The sequence below is a fragment of the Enterococcus sp. DIV1096b genome (assembly GCF_050498765.1).
Lineage (GTDB): Bacteria > Bacillota > Bacilli > Lactobacillales > Enterococcaceae > Enterococcus_D > Enterococcus_D entomosocium.
Genome location: NZ_JBMHEK010000001.1, coordinates 2,355,238 through 2,378,894, shown reverse-complemented (window position 1 = coordinate 2,378,894; position 23,657 = coordinate 2,355,238). Strand labels below are relative to the sequence as shown.

The 23,657-nt window shown below is 43.5% G+C and carries 27 protein-coding genes, 1 riboswitch and 1 other annotated feature; of the genes, 17 read left to right on the top strand and 10 right to left on the bottom strand.

The window, feature by feature from the left end; genetic code table 11:
* Positions 1–44: 44 nt before the first annotated feature.
* The 4 genes from IGJ17_RS11235 (at position 45) to IGJ17_RS11220 (ending at position 3,771) form a co-directional block, all read left to right on the top strand.
* The gene (locus IGJ17_RS11235; protein WP_086316382.1) at positions 45–1,310 is read left to right on the top strand and encodes an MFS transporter; all 1,266 of its coding nucleotides are present in this window, start codon (positions 45–47) and stop codon (positions 1,308–1,310) included.
* 31 nt (positions 1,311–1,341) lie between these two features.
* On the top strand, positions 1,342–1,524 hold the full coding sequence (locus tag IGJ17_RS11230) for a hypothetical protein (RefSeq protein WP_005225550.1): 183 nt from the start codon (positions 1,342–1,344) through the stop codon (positions 1,522–1,524).
* A 231-nt stretch (positions 1,525–1,755) separates the two neighbouring features.
* Positions 1,756–1,857: riboswitch (THF riboswitch) on the top strand.
* Between the two features lie 26 nt (positions 1,858–1,883).
* Complete coding sequence (locus tag IGJ17_RS11225) at positions 1,884–2,414, top strand: folate family ECF transporter S component (protein WP_005225551.1); 531 nt, start codon at positions 1,884–1,886, stop codon at positions 2,412–2,414.
* A gap of 130 nt (positions 2,415–2,544) precedes the next feature.
* A complete protein-coding gene (locus tag IGJ17_RS11220) occupies positions 2,545–3,771 on the top strand; it encodes a glycoside hydrolase family 3 protein (RefSeq protein WP_086316381.1) in 1,227 nt (408 codons plus the stop codon).
* Between the two features lie 71 nt (positions 3,772–3,842).
* On the opposite strand, the gene IGJ17_RS11215 is transcribed toward IGJ17_RS11220, so the two are convergent.
* The 9 genes from IGJ17_RS11215 to IGJ17_RS11175 form a co-directional block, all read right to left on the bottom strand.
* A complete protein-coding gene (locus IGJ17_RS11215; protein WP_008378897.1) occupies positions 3,843–4,694 on the bottom strand; it encodes an Rgg/GadR/MutR family transcriptional regulator in 852 nt (283 codons plus the stop codon).
* 404 nt (positions 4,695–5,098) lie between these two features.
* Positions 5,099–5,287: a hypothetical protein gene (locus IGJ17_RS11210; RefSeq protein ID WP_005234854.1), complete on the bottom strand. Its 189-nt coding sequence runs from the start codon at positions 5,285–5,287 to the stop codon at positions 5,099–5,101.
* Positions 5,288–5,516: 229 nt separating this feature from the next.
* The gene (locus tag IGJ17_RS11205) at positions 5,517–5,939 is read right to left on the bottom strand and encodes a VOC family protein (protein WP_429961395.1); all 423 of its coding nucleotides are present in this window, start codon (positions 5,937–5,939) and stop codon (positions 5,517–5,519) included.
* Between the two features lie 103 nt (positions 5,940–6,042).
* Positions 6,043–6,627 (bottom strand): hypothetical protein, encoded by a 585-nt coding sequence (locus IGJ17_RS11200; RefSeq protein ID WP_420657655.1) that lies wholly within the window; start codon positions 6,625–6,627, stop codon positions 6,043–6,045.
* A 116-nt stretch (positions 6,628–6,743) separates the two neighbouring features.
* On the bottom strand, positions 6,744–7,115 hold the full coding sequence (locus IGJ17_RS11195) for a hypothetical protein (RefSeq protein ID WP_008378891.1): 372 nt from the start codon (positions 7,113–7,115) through the stop codon (positions 6,744–6,746).
* A 257-nt stretch (positions 7,116–7,372) separates the two neighbouring features.
* Positions 7,373–7,858 (bottom strand): tetratricopeptide repeat protein, encoded by a 486-nt coding sequence (locus tag IGJ17_RS11190; RefSeq protein ID WP_008378889.1) that lies wholly within the window; start codon positions 7,856–7,858, stop codon positions 7,373–7,375.
* A gap of 57 nt (positions 7,859–7,915) precedes the next feature.
* Complete coding sequence (locus IGJ17_RS11185) at positions 7,916–8,176, bottom strand: GNAT family N-acetyltransferase (protein WP_429961394.1); 261 nt, start codon at positions 8,174–8,176, stop codon at positions 7,916–7,918.
* 72 nt (positions 8,177–8,248) lie between these two features.
* Positions 8,249–8,416, bottom strand: a complete 168-nt coding sequence (locus IGJ17_RS11180; protein ID WP_429961393.1) for a hypothetical protein — start codon at positions 8,414–8,416, stop codon at positions 8,249–8,251.
* Positions 8,417–8,467: 51 nt separating this feature from the next.
* Entirely contained in the window at positions 8,468–8,680 is a 213-nt protein-coding gene (locus IGJ17_RS11175; RefSeq protein ID WP_008378885.1) for a hypothetical protein, read from the bottom strand.
* 720 nt (positions 8,681–9,400) lie between these two features.
* Positions 9,401–9,454 (top strand) — a sequence feature (sodium ion sensor (DUF1646 type); this cis-regulatory element may regulate processes involved in with the transportation of sodium ions).
* Positions 9,455–9,566: 112 nt separating this feature from the next.
* Between IGJ17_RS11175 and IGJ17_RS11170 the strand changes: the two genes are divergently transcribed.
* The 10 genes from IGJ17_RS11170 (at position 9,567) to IGJ17_RS11125 (ending at position 19,439) form a co-directional block, all read left to right on the top strand.
* Entirely contained in the window at positions 9,567–9,899 is a 333-nt protein-coding gene (locus IGJ17_RS11170) for a hypothetical protein (RefSeq protein ID WP_008378883.1), read from the top strand.
* Entirely contained in the window at positions 9,877–11,838 is a 1,962-nt protein-coding gene (locus IGJ17_RS11165) for a V-type ATP synthase subunit I (RefSeq protein WP_429961392.1), read from the top strand. Before IGJ17_RS11170 ends, IGJ17_RS11165 begins: the two co-directional genes overlap by 23 nt.
* Entirely contained in the window at positions 11,835–12,305 is a 471-nt protein-coding gene (locus IGJ17_RS11160; protein WP_005225567.1) for a V-type ATP synthase subunit K, read from the top strand. The genes IGJ17_RS11165 and IGJ17_RS11160 overlap by 4 nt, the downstream gene beginning before the upstream one ends.
* A 13-nt stretch (positions 12,306–12,318) precedes the next feature.
* Positions 12,319–12,903: a hypothetical protein gene (locus IGJ17_RS11155; RefSeq protein ID WP_061054383.1), complete on the top strand. Its 585-nt coding sequence runs from the start codon at positions 12,319–12,321 to the stop codon at positions 12,901–12,903.
* 3 nt (positions 12,904–12,906) lie between these two features.
* Complete coding sequence (locus IGJ17_RS11150) at positions 12,907–13,893, top strand: V-type ATPase subunit (RefSeq protein ID WP_061054382.1); 987 nt, start codon at positions 12,907–12,909, stop codon at positions 13,891–13,893.
* A complete protein-coding gene (locus IGJ17_RS11145; RefSeq protein WP_005225570.1) occupies positions 13,883–14,191 on the top strand; it encodes a V-type ATP synthase subunit F in 309 nt (102 codons plus the stop codon). Before IGJ17_RS11150 ends, IGJ17_RS11145 begins: the two co-directional genes overlap by 11 nt.
* 15 nt (positions 14,192–14,206) lie before the next feature.
* Positions 14,207–15,994 (top strand): V-type ATP synthase subunit A, encoded by a 1,788-nt coding sequence (locus IGJ17_RS11140; protein ID WP_429961391.1) that lies wholly within the window; start codon positions 14,207–14,209, stop codon positions 15,992–15,994.
* Complete coding sequence (locus tag IGJ17_RS11135) at positions 15,978–17,375, top strand: V-type ATP synthase subunit B (RefSeq protein WP_061054381.1); 1,398 nt, start codon at positions 15,978–15,980, stop codon at positions 17,373–17,375. The genes IGJ17_RS11140 and IGJ17_RS11135 overlap by 17 nt, the downstream gene beginning before the upstream one ends.
* The gene (locus IGJ17_RS11130; protein WP_008378868.1) at positions 17,356–17,985 is read left to right on the top strand and encodes a V-type ATP synthase subunit D; all 630 of its coding nucleotides are present in this window, start codon (positions 17,356–17,358) and stop codon (positions 17,983–17,985) included. Before IGJ17_RS11135 ends, IGJ17_RS11130 begins: the two co-directional genes overlap by 20 nt.
* A 77-nt stretch (positions 17,986–18,062) precedes the next feature.
* Entirely contained in the window at positions 18,063–19,439 is a 1,377-nt protein-coding gene (locus IGJ17_RS11125; protein WP_196044075.1) for a TrkH family potassium uptake protein, read from the top strand.
* Positions 19,440–19,482: 43 nt separating this feature from the next.
* Here the strand turns inward: IGJ17_RS11125 and IGJ17_RS11120 are convergent, their stop codons facing one another.
* The gene (locus tag IGJ17_RS11120; RefSeq protein WP_016613535.1) at positions 19,483–20,142 is read right to left on the bottom strand and encodes a hypothetical protein; all 660 of its coding nucleotides are present in this window, start codon (positions 20,140–20,142) and stop codon (positions 19,483–19,485) included.
* A 321-nt stretch (positions 20,143–20,463) separates the two neighbouring features.
* Between IGJ17_RS11120 and IGJ17_RS11115 the strand changes: the two genes are divergently transcribed.
* The 3 genes from IGJ17_RS11115 (at position 20,464) to IGJ17_RS11105 (ending at position 23,513) form a co-directional block, all read left to right on the top strand.
* Positions 20,464–20,835, top strand: a complete 372-nt coding sequence (locus IGJ17_RS11115) for a MarR family winged helix-turn-helix transcriptional regulator (RefSeq protein WP_016613534.1) — start codon at positions 20,464–20,466, stop codon at positions 20,833–20,835.
* Positions 20,836–21,006: 171 nt separating this feature from the next.
* Positions 21,007–22,116 (top strand): NADH-dependent flavin oxidoreductase, encoded by a 1,110-nt coding sequence (locus tag IGJ17_RS11110; RefSeq protein WP_086296968.1) that lies wholly within the window; start codon positions 21,007–21,009, stop codon positions 22,114–22,116.
* Between the two features lie 350 nt (positions 22,117–22,466).
* The gene (locus IGJ17_RS11105; RefSeq protein ID WP_181154896.1) at positions 22,467–23,513 is read left to right on the top strand and encodes a hypothetical protein; all 1,047 of its coding nucleotides are present in this window, start codon (positions 22,467–22,469) and stop codon (positions 23,511–23,513) included.
* Positions 23,514–23,657: the final 144 nt, after the last annotated feature.

The window sequence follows — 23,657 nt, the reverse complement described above, 5'->3', positions numbered from 1 at the left end:
ATAGTAAAACGCATCACAGCACAAACAGGAGGAATGGAAGAAACATGTCAGACAGGGAAACCAATCAAGAAGGAATCGTCAGCTCGACGCCGTCAACCAAAAATGAAAAACTATGGAACAAAGGGTTTATCACGATTACCTTGATCAATTTTATCGTCTTTCTCGTGTATTATTGTTTTGTCGTCATCACTGCGAAATTTGCCACTCAGGAGCTAGGGGCATCCACCGCACAAGCTGGCTTGGCAGCGGGGATCTACATTATCGGGACCTTGATCGCTCGCTTGTATGTTGGAAAAATTTTAGAATTAGTTGGTCGTAAAGCTGTTTTGCGCTGGGGGATATTGTTTTATGTCATTACCACCGCTGCTTATTTGGTCTCAGTCAACATTTATATTTTAGATACTGTGCGCTTTTTCAATGGCTTTGCTTATGGTGCTGTCTCAACTGCGGCTAATGCGATCGTCACAGCATATATCCCAGCTTCCAAACATGGCGAAGGGATCAATTACTATGGATTAAGTACCAGTTTAGCAGCGGCAGTCGGGCCTTTTATTGGCATGCTATTATTACCGACCGTCGGCTTTGATTTCATTATTTGGTTAGCAACCATCTTATCAATCGCAACAGCCATCGCGTGTTTCTGGTTCCCAGTCAAAAACATCCCATTAACAGAAGAACACAGAGCACAACTAAAAAAATGGTCCATCAAAAGTTTTGTCGAACCAAAAGTCTTTTTCATTTCCGGGATTGCCTTTTTGATCGGGTTGGCTTATTCCAGTGTTCTCGGCTTCTTGTCGATCTACGCCAGTGACCTTGGGTTAGAAACGGCCGGTGCCTTTTTCTTCATCGTCTATGCACTTTCCGTGACCTTCACACGGCCAATGACTGGCAAACTATTTGACCGCCATGGCGCAGATGCGGTCATGTATCCCAGCTTTCTTTTCTTGACCCTTGGTCTTTTCCTATTGAGTATTACCGGCAACAGCTGGATGTTGTTGCTTGCGGGTTGCTTTGTCGGCTTGGGCTATGGCACCTTCATGTCGAATGGCCAAGCCGTTTGTCTAAAAGAGGTCGATCCTCACCGTGTCGGCGTAGCGCTCTCCACCTATTTCATCGGGCTGGACCTCGGCTTAGGCGTAGGTCCCTATGCATTAGGAAGCTTGCACGGTCTGTTTGATTATTCGCAAATCTACATCTTATGCGGACTGATCCCAGTCGTCGTCCTTGTTTTATACAAATTGTTTTATAAAACGAAACGCGCAGTTGCCGCCGTTGGTACGATGAAGCAGCCAATCAACGAAGAAGACTAACCTCAACCATTACAAAAAGGAGTGTTTCACCATGGATAACAATCAACTGATTATTGAAGCATTGAACAAATTAGTAACGAATATCAACGAATTGAATGAAGAAATGCATGCCATGAAAGAGGTCACCGCAACGATGACCCATGAACAGCTTGCTATCGATCATCAATTACGCGACATCAAATCGGTATTGATCAATGACAATCTGATTGGATAATTTGTCATAAAGCATGAAAGGAAACAAGAAACAGGAATGAACGCTTTTTTTGAGAATGTTTCCTGCTCACTTACTGGTGGTAGAAAGATTCACATGAGAAAAGCGTTTTTTTGATGCACAAAAAAAGAAAAGCGAACATTGGCAGAGTTTGTACAAGAAAATAAGCAAGAAAAATTGTAGCAGTCCGCGCTTGTATGCTATAGTGTGTCTGGGTAGCAATACCTAAAAAAAATCAGAGTAGGAAATAAAGCGTTAAGTGCTGAAAGGATGGGATGTTGCCTTTCGGACGAAGAACGATCATTCGTTCGCGGTTTTATTTTCGCATTCGCTGCATGAATTTGTAGCAACTCTAAAAGGAGATGCTCGCTATGAAAAGAAAAGTCGATGCACACATGATTGCGGTCATGGGACTTTTGATTGCCTTAATGGTGGTCTTGTCGCAAATCTTGGGGTTTGAAACCTCCTATATCAAAATCACATTTTCCTTTGTACCACAGCTGATCATGGGTATGCTGTTTGGTCCGTTTTGGACAGCAGTTGGCTCCTCATTAGCCGATATCGCAGGAATGGTGATTTTTCCAAAATCAGCCTACTTTTTCGGCTTTACCATCAATGCCTTTGTTGGTGGACTGATTTATGGCTACTTCTTCTATCGGAAAGAAGTCACATTAAAACGAGCGGCGATGGTCGTCTTGTTAAATACACTTTTAATAACCTTGATCTTAACACCGATCTGGTTAGCTATGATGCTGAATATTCCTTTGACAAGCTGGGCCATCTGGTCGGTCCGCTTGCTAAAAGCAGTCATCATGTTCCCGATACAAACTGCGTTGATTTACATCGTAGGGCGTGCGGTACCATACAAACGGCTGATCCGACGGTTCGTTTAACGAGTAAAAAAGAACGATAACATCCATTGAAGTGAATCATCTGCGAATATTTCGTCAGTGGTTCACTTTTTTCTTTCTAAGGATGGGCTTAGTCATTCTCAATAACTTGTTTAGAGGGGAAGGGTAACCTATGAATAAAAAAGGACTCGCTATGGGACTGTTTCTTTTCTTGGTCTTAGCAGCAATGGGAGGGATGAAGTGGGTGATAGAACAGCAAAAACAGCAAACGGAGGAGTCATCCGTGATCCAGCAAAGCAGCTCGAGAGACGAAACAAAGGAAGAAAGCAGTGCAAGCCAAGAAACCACCTCAGTTTCCACGTCACCTTCTGTTTCAACTTCCACGCAAGAACAGTCAGAAGAGGCAATAGCAGAAAAAATCGCCACGATGAGTTTGGAGGAGAAGGTCGGGCAATTGTTTTTTGTCCGTGTACCTGAAAGCAATCAAATCGAAGAACTTCAAAACTATCACTTTGGCGGCTATCTGTTATTCGGCCGTGATACCGAAAATGAGACGGCGGAGAGCTTGAAACAGAAAATTTCAGATTACCAAGCAGCCAGCGCCATTCCGCTGTTGATCGGTATGGATGAAGAAGGGGGCACGGTGACTCGCATCAGCCGCAATCCGAACCTTACGGATCAGCGTTTTCTCTCACCACAACAGCTATATGCCCAAGGTGGATGGTCGGCGATCGAAGAAGATACAGCAAAGAAAGCGGAAATTTTAAAAGCGTATGGCATCAATGCCGGGCTGTTTCCCGTTGCCGATGTTTCCACTGATCCGCAGTCCTTTATCTACGACCGAACCATTGGCATGGATGCGCAGGGCACGAGTGCGTTTGTAGAACGTGTGGTTCATGTTTTGCAGAAACACCACGTGGGGTCAACCTTGAAGCATTTTCCCGGCTATGGCAACAATCGTGACTCGCATGTCGCCATCGTCACCGATGACCGCCCGCTATCTGCACTGCGGGAAACGGATTTTCTGCCTTTTGCCGCAGGGATCAAGGCTGGTGCCGATAGTATTTTGGTGGCCCATACGATTGTCAATAGTATCGATAACACTGTACCCGCCTCTATTTCAAAACCCGTGCATGAGTTGCTCCGAAATGAATTGCATTTTGAAGGGGTCATCATGACGGATGACTTGGATATGGCAGGACTTTCTGAGTTCATTCCGCAAAATGAAGCCGCATTACAGGCGTTGCAGGCGGGAAATGATCTAGTGATCTCATCTACCTACCAAGAACAGATCCCCTTTGTCGTACAAGCGGTTGAAGATGGCCGCTATTTGGAAGCTGATTTGAATGCTTCCGTCAAACGAGTTTTGCTCTGGAAAGAAGCATTGCATTTACTTTAAGAAAAAATAAACCTGCTGTTTCCTCCGTGTAAGAGAGTCGTTCTCTTACTGAGAGGAAGCAGCAGGTTTTTTTAGATACTATGAGCCAGTACCTCTAATTCTTTGGCAAAGGCTTCTTGTCCAATAAATCGCAGATAGTCCAAGGCTTTTTCAATCGTGGCCATTCCCAGCGTACGATCTCCTTGGAACAAGGCGTAAATGCCTTCGAAATAACGAATCATCAGGCGGATACGATCATTGTCCGGCGGCAGGTGATCGGCTAGATACGTCAGCACATGCGCCAACTCGGCAGGTTTTTTGCGATCGATAAACAAGAAAGCCGCATTCGTCAGCAATTTTGTGTAGATTTGATAATTGATACTTAGCGTATTGCTGTAAAAAATTTTTTTATTCAGGTGTTTCATTTGATACAAGATGTACTCGTCAGAAAAAAGGAAAAGCAGATTGGTAAATAAGGAGATTTCAAATTTTCCCCACGTGTCGATTCGTTCCAAGTATTTCTTGATGGTCGCTTCGATGATGCAACGTTCTTCCTCGTCGGTAACTACGCCTTTTTTCTCTAAAATCAAAAAGAATTGACTATACAATACATAATAGAAAAAATCCTTCGTGGTTTTATACAGTGCTTGGGCTTTGTTGATCAAAGAGAGTACTTCAGAATAATTGCTTTCATAGTAAGCGGTGGTCAACTGTTTGGATAGCTGTTTTTTCTCGCTGACTTGATTGTCATCCAAGCGATACTCAAATTCCTCTAAGGTAACATTTAAGCGGTCCAAATATTGGTGCAAAATATCAAAGGCGATGCGATGCCCTTTTTGTTCAAAGGTTGCCAGTGTACTGCGTTCTGAAATGTTCTCAACCAATTTTCGCTGTGAGATATTTCGTTCCGTTCGTAACTCTTTTAACAAGTCATTGGCCTTCAAAAAATCCCTCCTAAAAAAAGTGGACGGAAAAATAGTCCAAATATGTTACAGCTTTATTTTGCGGGTAAACTTGAAGAAAGTCAATTAAAGGAGGAGAAATGGATGTTTGATTTTTTTAGTTTTCCCTGGGAAGTTGTAGAACTAATGGCTAACGTTTTTTCTTTCTTCAAATAATCGATCCTTTGTGATTGGTTAGCAATTGATTTTTTAACAGGAAAAAAGTATAAGTGGTTTCACGTAATAAGTTACTGTTCATTCGCGCATTCAAACGCCCTCTCCCCAAACAGCTTACCCTGTCAAGGTGCGTAGGTTTGCCGAATCCCTTTTAAAAAAGGAGCAAACACAACAGCGAGTGATTGCTCTTTTTTTGTTGGTCAAAAAAACTGCATACGGCATCGCAACAGTCAGTTTTGCTTTTTCTTAAACATTGGTTCATTCGGATCAGAATAGTAATCAGGATTGAATTCATCATCGATCGATACCCCGAAAAGAGAAACGAGACTGGGAAGAAACCCAATCACGCCGAGGACGACGGCAACTGGAAGGTAGAATTTTTTACGCTTGTACCACGGAAGCTGCGATTTCTTTTCCATAGGAAATCCCCCTTTTCGCTTAGTGTAACATGTTCTGAGTTAGGTGTGTTAATAATTACCTTCAATACTTAAAAATATACTAAAGCGGTGTATTGGTACATCTGATGGGGCAAAAAGTTTCGCTAGGTAAATCTAGGAAAGGGTCGTTTTTTTGTCATTGCTGCCAGAATCAAGTTTTTATATAAAAAAGGAACCGAGTAAGAAAGCAATTCTTCTTACTCGGTTCCTTTTATTGAAAATAATCCTTGGCTTGGTCCATCAAGGTTTGAAAGTCTGATTCGTTTTTTCTTATTGCCTCTGTTAGGGTAAACAAATAACCGTTGGGGTCTTTGATGGTCATTTCAAGGGCATTCCAAGGCTTTTCCATCAAAGGTTCCACGATCCACTTTGAGGGAATTTTCTGAGCGATATTCTGAAGATTATTCATCGCTACATTCAAAATTGCCCCATCGCCAACAGTGAACGCTTCTGCTGCAATCAGCATCAAATCTTGGTAGTCAGCAAGACGCAGGTGGTCCATCATCACTTGATTTTCTTGATTGCGAAACTGATACAATGACTGGAAACCCAAGATTTCTGTGAACCATTTCGATGATTGCACAATATCTTTTGTCTTCATTTGGTAAAACATTGGCATAACATAAACTTTCATTTTGACACCTCCTCTTGATTAGAGGATACCGCTTGACGCAGCGTCAAAGTCAATAGACATTTTCGTATTGAAGCAAAGCTTGATAATGGCGTTTCTTTGGCACTTAAGTCAAGGAAAAATGGGCAATAATTTTTTGACTCACTTCATCAGGTGACAAGTGGGTATTGTTGATTTTCAGCAAAGGAATCGTTGGGAAAAGGGTAGTTAATTCCTGTGGCAGGCTTTCTAAGCGATAGTTTTCAAACGAAGACAAAAGCTCATTTCTAGAAAAAGCCAGCGCTCTTTTTGACGGCTTTACGGCTAAACGGTCCTCATGGCAATTGCGTTTTAAGCGTTCTTCAATATCAGCCACTAATTCGATAAAATAGACCTCTTGTCGGGCATCGGTAAATAGTTGGGCGATCTCTTGTAAAAAAGCTAAGTCTCCCGCTTGATCGAAATCAATCAAGACCGTAAAGATGATTGATTTTGTCGTATTATTGGCTTCATTATGAACAAAGGCTTTGAAGAGTTCGATCCGCGTTTGATTAGACAAAGCAAATGCTGCTGGGCTATAGCCAAGAAAATTCGCAAAAAGATCAATGGTCTGGTGATTGAATAATAGTTTTGCATCCAATCGTTTTTCCAGTTCTTTCCCCACAGTCATTTTTCCTACCGCTTGCGCGCCAATCAAGACGATCAATGACATCACAACACATCCTTTTTATCAATCGTAACAAAGGTGGGCTATCGCGTAAATCCGTTCTTAGAAAGAAACGATTGAGAAGCTTGATTTTTTATGTGGAAACCAAGGATGCTCTTTTTTTAGGTAAAAAGGAATGAGCGAAATTTCTCCGAGACAGGAAAAAAGATCATACAGCATAGTAGCACGGTTTGGAACAACAAAATGACTAGTAGATTGATCGTTTCAAATCGTGAATAAAGATAGAAGTGGATCAGCCATTCGAAGACATTGACAAAGACTAAATAAAGGTAGTGCGCTTTTTTGACCTTGCAGTTTTTCAACCAATAATAGCTTAAGTAATAATCCAGCAAGATCATCAATAATAGAAAAAGTTTGCTAAAAGCCGTCAGATTGTCATGCTGGGAGGCAAGTTTTTGAAAAAATAGCAAAAGTGTGGGTGTCGGAATATAAATAATCAATAAGGATAGAAAAAAATAGACAATAAAGGGCATAGTCATTCCTCCAAAATATTGATAAAAAAAGCATAGATAAATTAGCAAATTTGACCGTGCACGTCAATTGGTTTTGTTATCGAAATTTTCGATAATGGATGTTTGGTATTGATTGAAGGAAAAAGGACTATAGGAAAGTCGATGGCTATTGATTCAGCAAAGCGCTGATAGCGAAGGAGTAATTAAGGGACAGGAAAAAAGAAATACTCCCTTTCTTTAATCGAGAAGGGAGTGCTTGATTGATCCGACGGAAACATCTAACCCCATGTCTCATTGAGTTTATCCGCATAAAACAAAAGTGCCTGTCGGTAAGACTGGATGTCTGGATCGCTAGAGGTTTCGGCAAGCAGGGTCAATAATCGTTCAGCGGCTTGCTCATACTCGGCTAGATTAAACAGTGTCATGGCATAGAAGGTTTGCAAAGCATGATTTTTTGGAAACAGCTGTATCGCGTGTAAAAACACTTCTTCGGCTTTTTGATACTTGCCGAGGGCACGATAGGTGCTGCCTAGACCTAGGTAGGCATCTGGCAAGTCGTTTTCTGATAAACCTAACGCGATTGCTTGTTCATAATAAGGAATTGCCTGTTGTTCTTCCCCTAAAAGATCATAACTCCAAGCCGTTTGGTAGTGGACAAAGGCATCTTGGGGATTTTCGGCAGCTAATTGAATCAATTGTTCATTTGATTGTTGCAGCTTTTTTTCAGCCCGCAGTTGGATCGCAGCAGCTAGTCGTTCATTCATTGGTTCGAAGCTCCTTTTCAAATAGTAGAAAATGACACGGATAACTTGCGAGCCTAGCTAAGGGGAAAGATCAGCCCAGCTTTCACCTGCAAAGGAAAAACCGCATGCTTCATACAGCTTGTAGGCTGGCTGATTTTCAACCGTCACTACCAGATAAAGGTGAGTGAGTCCCATGGCTTTTGCTCGTTGGATCACTTCATTCATCATTAGCTTGGATAAGCCTTTGCCTTTATAGGCTGCGCTCATAACAACAAATAATAGCAGGGGAAGCTCTTGAAACGTGCTGGTTACTACGGCACCGATAGGATAATTATCCATTTGCAACCGAAAAGAAAGCTCTGGACTCAAGGGACCGTATTTTCCGTCAGCAGTCTCTCTCAGCTCTCTTTGCTAGTCAGCAATCGATTCCCCTTCGTCATCCGTCGTTTCATGATAGGCCGAATAAAAAAGTTCTGCGACACTTCGAGAATCCGGGATAAAGGGGTCAAAAGAAAGGGCGGATTCTTGTAAAGCTTTGGGGGTATGTTGTAAGTCACAAGCCATAATGATTCGTTTCATAGAAGCACTCCTCTCTGCTCGTTTCATTTATTATAGCAGAGCAAAGCTTTCTCAAGATCGTTTTTTTCTAATGAAAGCCCAGATACAACGAATTCCTTCGTAGATTGCAGTAAAGACAGCAACCAGAAACAAAAACGACATGTAATGAATCAAAAAAGCCAGTTGAAACCATAAGCCATAGACCATCGGCAGGACGACGAGCAAACAAATTCCCAATTCGATGTTTCGCTTTCTTCTTATTTGAAACCAACGTTCATCTGACATCCTTTTTTCCTCCTGTTCATTCTTTACACACGCTCTCGGATAAATCTCCATCTTTTTATAAAATATTCAATATAGTTGCGATATTTTGATTAAAAACTAGAAAATTAGTTTATTTTTTGGTAATCTTGAAGATAAGATTAGAAATAGCTGTTGTTTTTTATTTTGACTTATTATCCCACGAAAGACAAGGTGAGCTCAATGGAAAGAAAACCGATGTATTTAAAAAATGGGCTTCCCCTAACAATGGAGCCCGGTAAGATTTATACATGCCTTTACCGAGGCGGTTATTTCATTTGTGAAGAAAAGGGCCAACCGCTGCCATCGATAAAAAGAGAAGCGAAATAAGCGAACTTCTCACTTAAGATTTGTCAGGGATCGAACGGGTTGTTGGAATTGTTATCTCCTTTTTGGTACCAATCAAATGATGTCTAGCATTTTCAAAAAATCTCAACGTTCTTCATTCAGACCATTCTAAGGCTTAAATTGATTTTGACCGATTTCAATTTAGTAAGAACAATCCGATCACTGACAAATGTTAGGTGAAAAGTCCCCAAGAGACTGAACGAATAGTAATGGTTATTCGGACAGCCAAGAGCTGTGGAATTACGAGCGAACATACAATAGTAGAAATCGTCTTTTTCTCATAAAAAACGATTCTACTTGAAGGAAACATTTTTTTTTGCTATAATAGTTCAGGAATTGAAAAATAAAATAGACAAAGGTTGAGCATTTTTTATGCTTCAAGGATCAGGTTTGCCAAGGGGTGAGGCAAACATTCTTGGAGGAATGCTGGCCTTTTTTTTGTTATCAGCATACTTCTTCGTGAGGTATGCTTTTTTTGTTTATTTTTCAGTTGAGAATATAAATCACTATGGGAGGGAAATCGATGAGAGAAGCTTTGACTCGTTTACGAGAAGCAGAAGAAGCCAATGAACAGCAATTGCTCGCTTTGAAAAAAGAACTGCAGTCGGAAGAAGCGCAGCAGCAACAAGCATTGCAAGAGCGGGCTTCCGCTTTGGAAGAAGCCCTTGCTCAGGAACAAGCAACAGTCGAAGACCAGTTGCAACAGTCACTAGAAGCACAAAAGCAGCAGCTGGCAAAAGAGACCCAGCAAGTGTTAGATCGTTACCAAAAAAATATGCAAAGCTTCCAAGAGCAAGCGGTTCAACAGATCGTTGAAGGAGTGATCGGAACTTATGGCAGTAACCAAACTAAATAAACTAACGTTGATCACCCCGAAGCACTACCAAGAAAGGGTATTGACGAAGCTGCAAACGATGCAGTTTGTTGAAATCGAGAACGTATTTGAGCAGGAAGCGAACGAAACTTGGCTACGGGAATTTTTTGCAGGAGCCACCCCAGAAGGTGCTTCTCACCAACCAATGATTCGTCGACTGCAAGAAGCAATCCGCTTTATTCGCCAAAATGGTGATGCGAAAAAAGGCATAGAATGGCAACGAGATGCCTTGCGGCTGTCGGACTTTGAAACAAGCTTCGATGAAGCAGCAGCATTGACGGAGCTGGTTGAAGTCGAGAAGTTGCAAGAGCGCTGGGTAGAGACGATCGAAGCGATCGAAGCAGCGACGCAGACGGAAGAATGGGCGACACAATGGCAAAATCTTGACGTACCCTTGGAGATCGAAGCGCCTGCACATACAAGTTTTTTTGCTGGGAGTGTCGAAGGTCCACGCTGGGAAGATCTAGCTGAAGCCTTGCGTCAATTGGAAGAGATTCATATCGAAGTGATCTATTCTGAACCCAAAAAAGTCAATTTCAGCTGCCTGTTTTTAACAGCGATCGAAGAGCGAGTGTTCCAATTGTTTCACCGATATGGGGTGAAGAAAGAAACTGGACTGACATCCGAATCACCAAAAGTGGTTTTGCAAAATGCGAAACAAGCCTTGACTTCCTTGACGCAACAGCGCAAAGAACTGATTACAGAAATCAGTCAGCACAAACAACGGCTGATCCTGCTGCAGCAAGCGGAAGAACTGTTTTTGACTCGTGAGAATCGGGCAATGATGCAACAGCGCTTAGCAGCTGGTCAGACCTTTGCCCTCTTGCGCGGCTGGATCGAAGAAAAGGATCAGCCGTTAGTGGCGGAAATGGTCCAAGAATCCTTTGCCAACGAGATTTACTATTCATTTGAAGAACCCACTGCAGAGGAGATCGCTGCCAATCAAGTGCCAACGAAGCTAAAAAACGCCTCGTTTATTCAACCCTTTGAAATGTTGACGGAAATGTACAGCTTGCCAAAATACGATGAGATCGATCCAACCCCATGGATGACGCCTTTTTACTATGTTTTCTTTGGTATGATGGTGGCTGACTTAGGTTATGGTGCATTAATGGCTGTCGCGACCACGATTGGGCTACACGCCTTGCGTTTGCCCAAAGGGACCAAACGGTTTCTGAAATTGTTCCAGATTTTGTCTGTGCCAACTATGATTTGGGGCGCAATCTACGGCTCCTTCTTTGGTGCTACATTGCCCTTCCAACTTTTATCGCCCTCCGAAGATTTTATGGCGATCTTTGGTCTATCCATGATTTTTGGTGGGATCCAACTGTTTACAGGCCTTTATTTAGCAGCCAAAGAAAATATCCGCAAAAAGGATCTTTTAGGTGCAGTCAACGAAGGCTTTGCGTGGCTAGGATTTTTGAGTGGTCTTTTAGTGGCAGCCGCTGGCAATCTTTTGATCGATGTCCCAGCACTAACAACCGTCGGCTTGATTTTAGCAGGCTTTAGTGCTTTATTGATCATCGTGGTACCGATTCTGAAAGGGAAAACCAAAGTGGGCGGCTTCTTTTTAGGCTTGTATGACTTATACGGTGTGACCAGTTACATCGGCGACTTTGTCAGCTATAGCCGCTTGATGGCATTAGGGATCTCTGGTGGGAGTATCGCAGCAGCCTTCAACTTATTGGTGGGCTATTTGCCGCCAGCCGCTCGTTTTTCTGTGGGCATTCTTTTATTGGTTGTCCTACAAGCTTTAAACATCTTTTTATCGTTACTGAGTGCGTATGTGCATGCCGCTCGTTTACAATATGTAGAGTTTTTCGGAAAATTTTTCACTGGTGGGGGGCGCCAATTTGAAACCTTTAAGCCAAGTGAGAAATACGTTGATTTTGATAAAGAAAATGGAGGAGACAATAAATGATTGATTACTTAATTAATAATAATGGTGGTATGGTGTTTGCAATTATCGGAATGGGGATCGCTACGATCTTTTCTGGGATCGGTTCAGCCAAAGGGGTGGGCCAAACTGGTGAAGCAGCGGCAGCCTTAACGACGAATCAGCCGGAGAAGTTTGGACAAGCCTTGATTTTACAATTGCTTCCCGGAACGCAAGGACTATACGGATTCGTTATTGCGTTTATGATCTATGGTAGCTTAAGTGGTGAAATGTCGACAGTGACTGGTATGGCGTACTTGATGGCATCACTGCCAGTTGCCTTTACTGGCTTATTCTCAGGAATGGCCCAAGGGAAGGTCGCTGCAGCTGGGATTCAAATTTTAGCGAAGAAACCAGAGCATTTCTTTAAAGGGGTCATGTTCTCGGTAATGGTTGAGATGTATGCCATCTTAGGCTTTGTTATTTCTTTCTTACTTTTAGGAACGATTTAAAGGGGGCGAAGGTATGGATGCAATCGACAAAATGATTGCTGAACTAGACCAAGAAGCGCAGACAAAACGGGAACGTTTGGCTGCCGCTGAACGTGCTAGGATCAGTGAAACGATGGCACGTGACTGGGCGAAAAAAGAGTCGGACTTGCAGCTTCGTGCCCAGCAAGCAAAAAAGCAAGCCGAAAAACATTATCAGCAAGCCCTGAATCGCCAAGCAAGTGCCGCTAAGCAGCAGCAAATGGTGAAACAAAACGAATACTTGACACAACTTTTTGAGCAAGCGTATCAAAAAATGGTTGCCTGGACGCCAGAAGAGCTGCAGTCATTTGCTGAAAATGTGCTGCAGCAGTTGCCGATCAGTGGGACGGTGACCTTCCAAGCTGGTCCTGAGCAAGCAGCCCATCTAGATGCCGCTTGGCTTACGTCTTGTCAATCAAAACTACCGTATCAAATCAAAGCAGGCGCACCATTGACAGAAGCGGGCTTTTTGGTAGATGACAACGGCATTCAATACAATTTTACCTATCAGGTACTGCTTGATGAATACAAGAAAGAAACCCGAGAACGGTGGTTGCAGATCATACAACAAGGAGGTTGATCCATGAGGAACTATCATCAATTGAATCCAATCATTCGGCTGAAAGAGATGACGTTGTTAAAGTCGCAAGAAGTCGAGCAAATGATTGCGGCAAAAGGGTTTGCTGAAGTCGAAGCTGTCTTGCAGCAGACCCATTATCAACGCTATTTGAAGCCAGATTTTCATGAACGATTCGAAACCTATCTCGATGAAGAATTGTTAAAGACGATCAAAGAATTGGCCGAGCTGGTTCCTGATCAAGAGATCCTCCGACTGTATATGATGCCTTTTACTTTCCATAATCTAAAAGTCTTGACCAAAGAGTCAGTCACTAAAAAAGATTATAATCATCTACTGATCGAAGATGGTTTTTACACGATCGATGAGTGTCGGACCGCCATCAAAACGGGAACCTCAGAGGTATTGCCTGAGAAAATCGTGACTACGATCCAAGAGGTGCGGGAGTACTTAGAAGGCGGCGCCGTGCTGCAAGGCATCGATATCATTTACGATCGCCGGTATTTACATGAACAACGGCGACTGGCAGATGAAATCAAGATCCCTGAGCTACAAGAAGCTGTCATCAAGATGATCGATCTGACCAATATGACGATCGCCGCTCGTTGTGTACTTCAAAAACGATCGCGCAGTTTTATGGAGGCAGTCCTAGTGAGTGTCGGCAGTATCCCGAAAGAAGAATTTTTAGCGTTTGCGGATGCGTCCTATAGCGACTTTTTAGCCTTCTTATTAGAAAGTGATTATCAGGAAGTGTTGCGGCCTTTGATTCATGAACAGGTGATCGACTTTGCTGGCTTGGCACTTTTACAAGACAATTTGATCACAGAAAGCTATGGTCAAGCTCAAACGGATGCTTTAGGACCACTGCCTTTACTCGCATTTTTGAATGCTAAGGTTTTGGAACTGCAAAATCTGCGTATCTTGCTGGTAGGCAAACGCAGCGGCTTTACGGAAGAACAAATCAGAGAAAGGATGCGGCACTATGACTCATAAAATCGGCGTGATCGGCGAGAAAGAATCCGTCATTCCTTTTCAACTATTTGGCTTTCAGGTCTGCTATGCCTCGGAAGAAAAAGAAGTGAAGCAGGCGCTGGCAAAATTAATGAAGAACAGTACGATCATCTACCTGACTGAAAAATGTGCAGAGCTGATTCCCGATGAATTAGCAAAAGTCCAACAAAAAATGACACCTGCAGTCATCTTGATCCCTGATTACGATGGTTCCCGAGGAATCGGCAAACGAATGATTCAAGAAAATGTCGAAAAAGCAGTTGGGCAAAACATACTATAGAGAGGAGCCGATGTTGTGGAAAAAGGAACAATTATTAAAGTATCCGGTCCATTGGTGTTAGCCAAAAATATGGGCCATGCAAGTTTAGAAGATATCTGTTATGTAGGAGATTTAGGCGTGGTCGGTGAGATCATCGAAATGCGCGGCGACGTCGCTTCGATCCAAGTCTATGAAGAAACGTCCGGGATCGGACCTGGTGAAACAGTCGAAACCACCGGTGAACCGCTATCCGTAGAATTGGCGCCTGGGATCATGTCACAAATGTTTGATGGCATCCAACGTCCCTTAGAAACCTTCATGTCTGTCACCCAAAGTAACTTCTTGACGCGTGGGGTGCAATTGCCTGCGTTGGATCATGAGAAAAAGTGGCCTTTTGTACCGACTGTGGAAGTCGGCGCGGCAGTCAGTACCGGGATGGTCATCGGCACCGTGCAAGAAACACCATTGATCAATCACAAGATCATGGTTCCTCATGGCGTTTCAGGAACAGTCAAGGCTGTTTATGCGGGGGAATTTACGATCGATGAAACGATTTATGTTTTAGATACACCCAAAGGAGAACGGTCTTTCACGATGCTGCAAAAATGGCCCGTTCGTCATAGTCGTCCTGTAAAGCAAAAACTGAATCCAGTCGAACCAATGATTACTGGCCAGCGAGTGATCGACACCTTCTTTCCAATCGCTAAAGGCGGGGCGTCAGCCGTTCCAGGACCTTTTGGTGCAGGGAAGACTGTCGTTCAGCACCAAATCGCCAAATGGGCGGATGTCGACCTAGTCGTCTATGTCGGCTGCGGCGAACGCGGCAATGAAATGACCGATGTAATGAACGAGTTCCCAGAGTTGATCGACCCTCGCAGTGGTGAATCTTTAATGGCGAGAACCGTGTTGATCGCTAACACCTCCAATATGCCGGTAGCCGCTCGGGAAGCGTCGATTTATACTGGGATCACGATTGCGGAATACTTCCGAGACATGGGGTATTCCGTGGCGATCATGGCGGATTCCACCTCACGTTGGGCAGAAGCACTGCGGGAAATGTCTGGTCGTCTGGAAGAAATGCCCGGGGATGAAGGGTATCCGGCTTACTTAGGCAGCCGCTTGGCAGAGTATTATGAGCGTTCTGGAAAAGCGATTTGCTTAGGTTCTGATCAAGAAGGCAGCATCACTGCCATCAGCGCTGTTTCACCATCAGGCGGTGATATTTCAGAACCAGTTACCCAAAATACGTTGCGGGTCGTTAAAGTCTTTTGGGGCTTAGATGCCACCTTAGCGCAAAAGCGTCATTTTCCATCGATCGATTGGTTGAAGAGCTATTCTTTATACGAAAACGAATTGGGTGCCTTTTTGGACCAACAAATGCAAGTAGATTGGTCCAAACAAGTAACAGAAGCCATGCGGATGCTGCAAAAAGAATCTGAGTTGTCAGAGATCGTTCGACTTGTCGGCATCGACGCTTTATCCGAAAAAGATCAGTTATTGCTAGAAACCACCAAGTCTTTGCGAGAAGATTTCTTGCAGCAAAACGCTTTTGACGACGTTGATACGTTTACCTCTCGTGAAAAGCAGTTCAAAATGCTGGAAACGATCTTGCTGCTCCACAAAGAAGCGGAAGATGCGTTGACACTTGGTGCGTATCTTTCAGAAATCTATGCAGGGACCGAAGAATTGCGAGACAAAGTGGCACGTATGAAGTACCTGCCTGAAGCAGAATTAGCAAAAATTCCTGCTTTGCATCAAGAGATCAAAGCAACGATGAAAGAAATTTTACAGAAAGGAGACCGCACTGATGATCAAGGAATATAAAACGATTGGAGAAGTCGTCGGACCATTGATGGCCGTCGATCGCGTCTCCGGTGTCAAATACGAAGAGTTGATCGAAGTCCGCATGCAAAACGGCGAAACGCGGCAAGGACAAGTACTTGAGATCCAAGAAGACAAAGCGTTGGTCCAAATTTTTGAAGGAACCGGCGGGATCAATTTGCGGGAATCTGCGGTCCGCTTTTTAGGACATCCTTTGGAATTAGGCGTTTCCGAGCAAATGATCGGGCGAGTCTTTGACGGCTTAGGTCGGGTCAAGGATGGCGGAGTAGAGATCGTCCCAGAAAAATTTATGGACATCAACGGCGAAGTGATTAATCCAGCAGCGCGGGATTATCCTGATGAGTTTATTCAAACGGGGATCTCATCGATCGACCACTTGAATACGCTCGTTCGGGGACAAAAGCTACCGATTTTTTCTGGATCTGGTCTGCCTCATAAAGAATTGGCTTCGCAAATTGCGCGTCAAGCACAAGTGTTGAATTCAGAAGATGATTTCGCTGTTGTGTTTGCTGGCATCGGGATCACCTTTGAAGAAGCTGAATATTTCATGGAAGATTTTCGTCAAACGGGCGCCATCGACCATTCTGTCGTCTTTATGAATCTAGCCAATGACCCAGCGATCGAGCGGATCGCTACTCCCCGAATGGCACTGACGGCGGCCGAATACTTGGCTTATGAAAAGGGCATGCATGTCTTGGTGATCATGACGGATATGACCAACTACTGTGAAGCTTTGCGGGAGATCTCCTCTGCTCGTCGTGAAGTGCCAGGACGTCGCGGCTATCCTGGGTATCTATATACCAATCTATCCACGTTATATGAACGTGCTGGACGGATTCGCGGCTTGAAAGGTTCAGTGACCCAGCTGCCGATTTTGACCATGCCAGAAGATGACAAAACCCATCCGATTCCCGATTTGACCGGCTATATCACCGAAGGACAAATCATCTTGTCTCGTGATTTGTATAAAAACGGCATCCAGCCGCCCATCGATGTCTTGCCGTCATTGTCACGGTTAAAAGATAAAGGGACCGGCGAAGGCAAGACACGCAAAGACCATGCCGCAACGATGAACCAGTTGTTTTCTGCGTATGCTCAAGGAAAGCAAGCCAAGGAATTGGCAGTCGTTTTAGGAGAATCGGCATTGTCGGAAGTAGATAAAACCTATGCCAAATTTGCAGAACGCTTCGAAAATGAATACTTGAACCAAGGGTACCGCACCAACCGTTCGATTATCGAAACCTTGGAATTAGGGTGGGACTTGTTGGCGATGCTGCCAAAAGTCGAACTGAAGCGGATCAGCGATGCCTTACTGGCGGAATACTTACCGGGAGAGGAGAACAATGGCGCAAAAAACCGTTAATCCAACCCGCATGGAGCTGTCGCGCCTCAGCAAACAATTGGCGACGGCCAAACGCGGACATAAATTATTAAAAGACAAACAAGACGAACTCATGCGTCAATTTATTGAATTGATCAAAAAGAATGACCACTTGCGTAAAGAAGTAGAAGAACAATTGCAGCGTGCCATGAAGGCATTTCGCTTAGCCAATGCCACGATCAATGAAAAATACATTGAAGAAATGTTTATTTTACCAGCAACTGAGGTCTCCCTTGAGTTATCCACGAAAAATATCATGAGTGTGGAAGTGCCAGTGATGCATTTTGATTATGACGATACGGTGATGCAAGCGCCGATCGAATATGGCTTTTTGAATTCCAATGTTCCGTTAGATAATGCGGTCGCCCGTTTTACCGACGCCATGCCGAAGCTGTTGGAGCTAACGGAAATCGAAAAGACCTGTCAATTGATGGCAGGGGAAATCGAACGTACTCGCCGACGCGTCAATGCCCTAGAATATTTGACGATTCCCGAGCTGGAAGAAGCCATTTATGGAATCAAAATGCGGCTGGAAGAAAATGAACGAGCAAACGTAACAAGAATGATCAAAGTGAAGAATAAATCAAAATAAAATGGTATGATAAGTGAAAAACAACTGCAATAAACTAGGATTACCAAGCCATTGGTTTTTGCAAAAGGTCAAAGGAAATGAAAATGAAAAAAAGAAATCGTTTGAAAAAAAAGCTGGCATCGCAACGCTTTTTGATTCCGCAGATCGTCACACTGGTCTTCGTTTTGTTGATATTGGCAGGAACTGGCTTACTGATGCTGCCGGCTGTCACCCAAAGTGGTGAAGGTACCAACTTTTTAGATGCACTGTTTACTGCCACATCGGCTGTTTGCGTGACGGGTCTTTCGACCTTGACAGTAGCCGACCATTACAATCTCTGGGGCCAAGGGGTCTTGCTGATGTTGATTGAGATCGGTGGGATCGGCTTCATGTCGATTCCCGTCTTCTTTTACATCTTGGCGAGAAAAAGAGTCCATCTTAGTACCAGGATGATTTTGCGGGAATCATTGAATCTGGATCGGATGTCTGGAGAGATCCATTTGGCATGGTACCTGATTCGGATCGCCTTTTTGATCCAAGTCAGCGGGATTATCTTGCTGGCTTTTGCATTCGTGCCCCGTTTTGGTTGGGAGCAAGGCCTTTGGTACAGTGTTTTTCATGCGATCTCGGCCTTTTGTAATGCTGGGTTTGATTTGTTCGGAAACAGCATGGTAGGGTTTCAAAATGACCCGTTTGTGCTGGGGATTATCAGTTTCTTGATCATTGCCGGCGGTCTTGGGTTTCTCGTTTGGTTCGATCTCCTGCATACGGCGTCCAAAAAACGGTCCCTGCATAGCCGCTTGGCATGGATCGCTATGATCGTTTTGGTGGTTTTTGGAACGGCAGGGTTCTTTTTGACCGAAGCCAATTCACAGTTGATCACGGGTGACTCGGTCATCGAACGTTTTTTCCAATACCTCTTCTTAGCGGTCACCCCAAGAACCGCGGGATTTTTCAGTATTGATTACGGACAAATGAGTCAAGCAGGCTTGATGCTGACGATGATTTTAATGTATATCGGCGGGACCTCGGGATCAACGGCTGGGGGATTGAAGACAACGACGTTTGCAGTCTTGATCATCAAGATCCGCAGTTTATTGAAAGGGCGCAGTCGAGCGGAAGTGTTCGGTCGCACGATCAAAGAATCTGCTGTATCGCGTGCCTTTACGTTGTTCTTCCTTACCTTGACGTTATGCTTCGTAGCGATTTTCTTATTGTCGATCACTGAGCGTATGCCGCAAACCCCAAACTTTGGGTTGCCAACCATTGCCTTTGAAGTTTTTTCCGCTTTTGGAACCGTGGGGTTGACCATGGGGTTGACGCCTTACTTGTCGGTTTTTGGCAAACTACTGATCATTTTTTTGATGTTCATTGGTCGAGTCGGCATCATGACCGTTGCTTTTTCATTGATGAAAAACGCCAACAAACAAGAAGCTGGCTACAAATATCCTGATGAAACCGTGATGATCGGGTAACGAAACAGGGAAACGAAGCACGCTTCGTTTCCCTGTTTTTCGTTTATTGAAGTACTTCTAACATCACATCTCGTTGGTCATCGCTGACATTCCCCGCATAATTTGGTGTGATTAAAGATAGACCACCCTCTTTATTTGTAAATAGGTACAGGTTTTGGTTAAAATCAGGATTTCCATTGGAAGTGATCCCTTTCGAAAAGGTCAACTGAGTGTTCACTTTTACTGTGCGAATCTCATTGTTTTTCGCAGAAAACACGCGAATCTCTTTTGTTGCGATCGTATCGACTTGTGCTTCATAGCTTGCGCTGTCGCCGATCGAAATGATCAAAGGACTCGTGTTTTGAATCGTGACAGCATCTGGTACATTGACGCCATGGAAATAAAAAGTCAGTGAAGGGCCATATTGGGAAAGATCAACGGCATATGGAAACTCATTGGCGGATACTGAGCTTGCTGTTGTTTGCGTTGCGTCAGAGTGATCCGTCGATTGCTGGCTTGTGGTTGAAGTTTTTGAAGTGGAGCTTGACGCTAAGGAGCTGCTTTCAGTCGTTTGCGTCGTCGTGCTTTGTTTGCTTTCAGTAGACACACGACTCTGACTTAGCTCGCTTGTTGATTGCGCGGTATCTTTTTCGTTGTTACAGCCTGTCAAAAGCCCCAAACTGACGAGCGTCAGTGTCCCAATCAAAGAAAATGTTTTTTTCATTGTTTACTTCATCCTTTCCTTAGAATACTAAAGCATCTAAAATAAGCAAACTATTGTGTCGAAATGCACAATTTTGCTGACATAGCGTTTAAATATTCTTTAATGTTAAAGATATTGTAAACCAGAACACTGAAAAAGAATAGGAAGTTTTTGCTGAATTTTTCGTCAATTCTATCATAAAATATTCATTAACGTCCGCAGCAGCTGGCTAGTTTTGTATAATAAAGTATCAGTCATACTGGCGAAGCTTTCTGGCGGCTTGCGTAACGCAGGGATCTAGATTAAAATACCTTGGTATAGGAGAATGGGGTGGTGAAGAGGATGGAAAAAGAACGGATGGGCCAATGGTTAGCCTTCACGAATCAGCATCAAGCGATCGAAGCTCGCTTGGAACAAGCCCTCAAAGCAGAAAGCAATCTGTCTTTGAATGAGTATTACGTGCTTTATTACTTAGAAAAGACCCCCAATCATAGCATGCGCCTCAACGATTTGATCGCCCATTTTGATTTGAGTCAAAGTGCGATGTCACGCATGATCATGCGCATGGAAGACAATTTGTGTGGTGTGATCGAACGGCATTCTTGTCAAGAGGATAAGCGGGGGATCTATATTGATTTGACCCAATCAGGGGAAAAGAAACTGCAGCGTTCTAAAGTCGTTTTTGAAAAAGTCTTAGAGGAAATGCTAGACTAAAGATGTTTTCACTTGTTTTCTCCTAGATTCTTTTGTAATATAGATGCATGTGCATGTATATTTTGGTAAAAGAGAAAAAAATGCACCGATTTGCTTTAAGGATCTCCTTAGGTAACCAAGCCAGTCAGATTTACAAAGCGAAATGAATCCAATGGAAAAGGTGGGAAACCCATGCGAAATGTAACAGACAAAGCAACATTTAAGCGCGGATTACAGTTGAAAAATCGAATCATTATGGCACCAATGACGACCAAGATGTCCTTCTTTGATGGGGTGATTACGAAAGATGAGTTGGCTTACTATGGCTTACGCTCTGGGGAAGTCGGAGCAGTCATCACAGCGGCAGCCAATGTCCAAGAAGATGGCAAGGGCTGGGAAGGGGAATTAGGCGCTTATGACGATGCCTTTTTACCTGGATTAAGCAAATTAGCCAGCACCATCAAAACAAATGGGACCAAAGCCATTTTACAGATTTTTCATGCCGGTCGGATGACGGATGACTCAGTTTTACGAGGCACACAACCCATATCCGCCAGCGCGGTTGCAGCTGAACGACCAAATGCCCAAGTTCCCCGGGAAGTTACGGTGGATGAGATATTAGCGATTATTGAAAACTTTAAAAAAGCTACCGAACGGGCGATCAAGGCGGGGTTTGATGGCGTAGAACTCCACGGAGCCAATACGTATTTGATCCAACAATTCTTTTCTCCTCACTCAAATCGTCGATCCGATGAATGGGGTGGCTCACTAGAGAACCGTTATCGTTTTATCGAGAAGCTCGTCGATGAAGTATTGGAAACAGTAGACCAATCAGGTGTGAAGGAGTTTATCGTCGGTTATCGGTTTTCACCGGAAGAATTCGAAGAACCAGGGATTCGCTTTGAAGATACGTTGTTCTTAGTGGACCAACTGGCAGAAAAAGGATTAGACTATCTGCACATTTCTCTTGCGGATTATACCCGTAAATCGATTTCAAAAGCGTATCAAGAAAAATCAATGTTGGCGTATGTCTATGAAAAAATCGCTCAGCGGGTTCCTTTGATTGGTGTAGGGGATGTCCGAACGTCGAAAGATGCCGCGGGCTTGCTAGAACATGCAGATTTTGTTGCAGTGGGGCGGGCATTGTTGATCGATCCTCATTGGGGACAAAAAGTCTTAGACGGTCAAGATGAGTTGATCCGCACCACGGTTTCTACTTACGAACGTGAGGAACTCGTATTACAAAATGGCGTTTGGGGTTTTATGGAAAACATGATGCCAGATCGACTAAATGAAGAATAATAAGCAGACAACCACCTTTGCCTTGGGCAAAGGTGGTTTTTCGCGATTGCCACTCATTTGGGTCACGTTGAGAAAAGCTGTTTTTTTCTCTAATGAAACCTTGTTAGCTTCAAAATAGCGAATCAAGAGAAGAATTTGAGAAACAAGCCTGTAATCGGAAGAAAGAGCGTGGAAAGATTTTTTTAGTTAAAATACACGAATGAATTTTTGTTTTATTTTAATAAATAGTCAAACAATTCAGAATCATTCATTTTTCTTACAAAAAGATAGCGCAAGTCGAGTTGATTGATAAAAAAACAATCAGTTGTTAGACTGAATACAGGTTAAAAAAACAAAAAGGGGATGTAATGATGAAAAAAGGATTCAGAAATTATTTAGGTTCAGATGAGCGGGAGGCAGGCTATAATTTGTCTTGGGGTTCTATCTTTGCAGGGGTCGTAACATTTATCGCATTGTTCATGACACTGTCAATGATCGGCTCAGCAATCGGTTTTGGTTTGGTGGAACCAACATCAAATAATCCATTAGATGGTGTGGGTACAGGATTATTGATTTGGACAGTCATTACCTTTGTCTTGGCATTATTCGGTGCTGGTTTTGTTTCAGGTGTGGCGGCTCGACGTGTTGGATTGGTTCATGGTTTCTTAACATGGGCAACTAGTATGATCGTGATGATGGTTATGCTCTCTTACTTAACGATCGGTGCATTTTCTGTAGTCGGTTCACTTTTAGGAAACGTTGCTTCTGCTGTTGGCAGTGGCGTTGAAACAGTTGCCTCAGGTGCTGGCGATGTCGCTTCAAAAGCCTTCGATGAAATAACAGGAAACATGGAAGACGTCAATACAGATGAATTACAAGCGAATGTCAATGATGTTTTACAAGATACCGATGTTCCTGAATTGCAACCAGACTACTTGCAAAATCAATTGTCTGATGCGACGAACGACATCAAAGATGCCGGCAAAGACATTGCAACCAATCCAAATGATGCGGATAAAATCATTGATGATTTAGCAAGCAAATTACAAGATCGTGCTACAACGATCGGTGATTCAGTCGATAAAGAAGCAATCACAAATGCAGTGGCTCAAAACACAGATCTAAGCCAACAAGAAGCGGAAGAAGCAACGAACAATATCGTGAACGGCTTACAAGATGCTTCTGATGAAGCACAAAAACAAATCGAAAATGCACAACAAAATCTTGAACAAGCCAAACAAGACATTGACCAAGCAGTGGAAGACGCTCGTCAAAAAGCGGAAGAAGCAAGTGATGCAACAGCCAAAGCGTCTATTTGGGGCTTTGTGGCAATGGTCTTAGGACTCGCTCTTACGTCAATCGGTGGTATGGTGGGAGCAAACTTAGTTAAAACTGCTGACCACGAAAACCGTATCTAATTTTACCTCTCATCAAGAGAGCTAGTGATTTATAAACCAGTGAACAGCGTTCTGCCAAAGAGTCAAATGGCAGCAGCGCTGTTTTCTGCTTTTAAACAAGCGGTTGAAAATCCCCATTGACGAGTGATTTTTCTCATGCTACAC